The sequence below is a fragment of the Parendozoicomonas verongulae genome (assembly GCF_009711465.1).
GTDB classification, from domain to species: Bacteria; Pseudomonadota; Gammaproteobacteria; order Pseudomonadales; family Endozoicomonadaceae; genus Sansalvadorimonas; species Sansalvadorimonas verongulae.
This window is the reverse complement of sequence record NZ_SMME01000842.1, coordinates 23,484-26,184: the sequence shown is the minus strand read 5'-3', so window position 1 is coordinate 26,184 and position 2,701 is coordinate 23,484. Positions and strand designations below refer to the sequence as shown.

4 protein-coding genes are annotated in these 2,701 nt (G+C 48.4%); all 4 read right to left on the bottom strand.

Going from position 1 to position 2,701, the window contains the following annotated elements; translation table 11 throughout:
* Positions 1 to 211: 211 nt before the first annotated feature.
* Entirely contained in the window at positions 212 to 499 is a 288-nt protein-coding gene (locus E1189_RS13435) for a hypothetical protein (protein WP_155160841.1), read from the bottom strand.
* Positions 500 to 502: 3 nt separating this feature from the next.
* Positions 503 to 1,810: a reductive dehalogenase gene (locus E1189_RS13430; RefSeq protein ID WP_155160840.1), complete on the bottom strand. Its 1,308-nt coding sequence runs from the start codon at positions 1,808 to 1,810 to the stop codon at positions 503 to 505.
* Positions 1,811 to 2,001: 191 nt separating this feature from the next.
* A complete protein-coding gene (locus tag E1189_RS13425) occupies positions 2,002 to 2,289 on the bottom strand; it encodes a hypothetical protein (RefSeq protein WP_155160839.1) in 288 nt (95 codons plus the stop codon).
* A 3-nt stretch (positions 2,290 to 2,292) separates the two neighbouring features.
* On the bottom strand, positions 2,293 to 2,701 hold a 409-nt coding region (locus E1189_RS13420; RefSeq protein ID WP_230460389.1), incomplete at its 5' end, for a 4Fe-4S double cluster binding domain-containing protein.

Here is a 2,701-nt window from a genome sequence, read left to right as displayed (position 1 = left end):
ACGATCGACCTGTACCATACAGAAACCTCTATGAAATCATTCCGGGCAGGGGCGGCCCTTGATAGAAATCTTTTGTTAAGAGCTGCCCGCTGTTTCTTGAAGAGAATTATTTCACAGTAGGATTTACACTCAATAGAGTTTAACCGACGCCTACCGTTTGTAATACTTCTGATTGTTGCGTACAGTGCTTACACACCATCTATAATGATTCTCATTTCCAGGCCAGACGGCCTCCCAGAGTGGTTAAAATAAGGCCCGGAAGAAGAATCACTAACAGGCTCATTGATGCAGCCTGAGGCTCTTTTTCCAGGACCGCACTGACTGCCCAGGCAACGGCAAACAGGATGGTCGCCATACCTGCAGTCATAAGGGCGAGAGAAGGCCAGCTGGCTTGTTTTTTCCAGCGTATCCATATGAGCCCCTGAACCGTTGCCAGAGAGGCAACGCCCAGCCAGAAGAACAGAACTTCAATACCAGTGAAAATCGCTAAACCTGACATATGTTACCCCTTTAAACCGTCGTAGGAACGACCTTTTGGATCCCAGAAAACGGCAGGGGCTTTTTCGTCAAACATGTTGCCATAGCCGTGCCACAGATCCATTTCCGCCATGAACTTATGGAGCGGTCCGGGAATATATGTATTTATCCGATCAATAAGCCTGTGGTGCCAGAAGTCGGGTTTGTTATAAGGGCAGGTCGCGATACAGGTGGCGCAGGTTGTGCCTGATTCAATCCAGTAATCGTGGCATTTTTGTCCATTCAGGTGCCACTTTCTGATGCCAGGGTTGATATAAGGTTTGTCTTTGACATCCTCAGCCGTATAAATAGCGGGCTTTATATCATGAGAAACTGCCCCAGAGGGGCATTGATTTGCACAGTGCATGCAGTTTTCACAGAAGCGCTGAATACCAAATGTCACAGGTTTGTCGTAGTACTCGTCCAGCTCCAGCTCTGTGTATATTTTAGCAATGCGGAGACGCGGGCCGTACTTGTAGTTTTGTAACATGCCCATACGGTTGACTTCACCCAGCCCTGCGGCAATGGCATAAGGCACATTTAAACCTAAACCATTCACTGCTGGTGCGGCTTTGTACCCCAAATAATTAAGGTAGTCAGTCATATGGGTCAGGATATAGGTTAAGCCCGAATATGCATTAAGGGCTGTTGCATCGCTGATCTGACTGGGGCTTGCGGCCAGAGCTTCGTAGTCCATTTCCCAGGCAACGACAATCACCGTTTTAGGATTAAAGTCTGGTAACGCTTTCTCCCAAGGTAAGGTTTCATGGCCACCGCTTTCATAAATGACGACATCAGAGTAATCCCAGCGCTCATCACGGCGGGTAATTCCAACGAGACTTGCACCAAAGTGACGTGCCGCTCGTTTCAGTTGCGCATGGGCAGTTGTTGCATCTGGAAACTGGTAGGGTGTAGGGAGTACGCCACGGGGTTGGTGAACAACTTCCATTTCCATACCGGGGTTCATCCAGAGGTTTGTTGATGCCATGCTCAGTGCAAACTCAGAAAAGCTGAACCCGGGACGACTATCGTCAAATATCGGGCTCATAGCAGGGATGCCTTTGCGCCGATCACTATTAAAAACAGTGTTGTATTGATTGAAGCGCTTGTACTCAGGGCTTACATCATACGGGATATCGCTGTGTACCTTGGTTCCAAAACCTCCCTCATTAGCTTTGGCTGTCAGCGGGGCCGCAGTGGCGAGTGCGGCCGTTCCCGCGACTCCTAATTTTAAAAGACTACGACGATCAAGCTTGGGTTCATCAAACTGAGATTCACGATCGACCTGTACCATACAGAAACCTCTCTGAAATCACTCCGGTCAGGGAGGCTCTGTATTTATACCTTTTTTATAAGAGCTACCCGATACTTCCTGCGGGAATTATTTCACAGTAAGCTCTATGCTCAATAGGGTTTTACCGATGTCTGCTGCTTGTAATGCCGCTATTGTTGCGTGTAGTGCTTATATGGTGTTTAAGGTGATTTTTATTTCCAGGCCAGACGACCACCCAGAGTGGTTAAAATAAGTCCCGGAAGAAGAATCACTAACATACTCATTGATGCAGCCTGAGGCTCTTTTTCCAGGACCGCACTGACTGCCCAGGCAACGGCAAACAGGATGGTCGCCATACCTGCAGTCATCAATGCGAGAGAAGGCCAGCTGGCCTGTTTTTTCCAGCGTACCCATATAAGCCCTTGAACTGTTGCCAAAGTGGCCACACCCAACCAGAAAAACAGAACTTCAATACCGGTGAAAATCGCTAAACCTGACATGTGTTACCCCTTCAAACCGTCGTAGGAACGACCCTTTGGATCCCAGAAAACAGCAGGGGCTTTTTCGTCAAACATATTGCCATAGCCGTGCCACAGATCCATTTCCGCCATGAACTTATGGAGCGGTCCGGGAATATATGTATTTATCCGATCAATAAGCCTGTGGTGCCAAAAGTCGGGTTTGTTATAAGGACAAGTCGCGATGCAGGTGCCGCAGCCAGTGCCTGATTCAATCCAGTAATCGTGGCATTTGTGTCCATTCAAGTGCCACTTTCTAACGCCCGGGTTGATATAAGGTTTGTCTTTGACATCCTCAGCCGTATAGATAGTGGGCTTTATGTCGCGGGAGACTGCACCGGAAGGGCATTGGTCGGCGCAGTGCATGCAGTTTTCGCAGAAACTCTGAATACCA

Excerpts from the sequence above, each read along its gene's own strand:
- E1189_RS13435 (WP_155160841.1), bottom strand. The coding sequence starts at position 499 with ATGTCAGGTTTAGCGATTTTCACTGGTATTGAAGTTCTGTTCTTCTGG.
- E1189_RS13430 (WP_155160840.1), bottom strand. The coding sequence starts at position 1,810 with ATGGTACAGGTCGATCGTGAATCTCAGTTTGATGAACCCAAGCTTGAT.
- E1189_RS13425 (WP_155160839.1), bottom strand. The coding sequence starts at position 2,289 with ATGTCAGGTTTAGCGATTTTCACCGGTATTGAAGTTCTGTTTTTCTGG.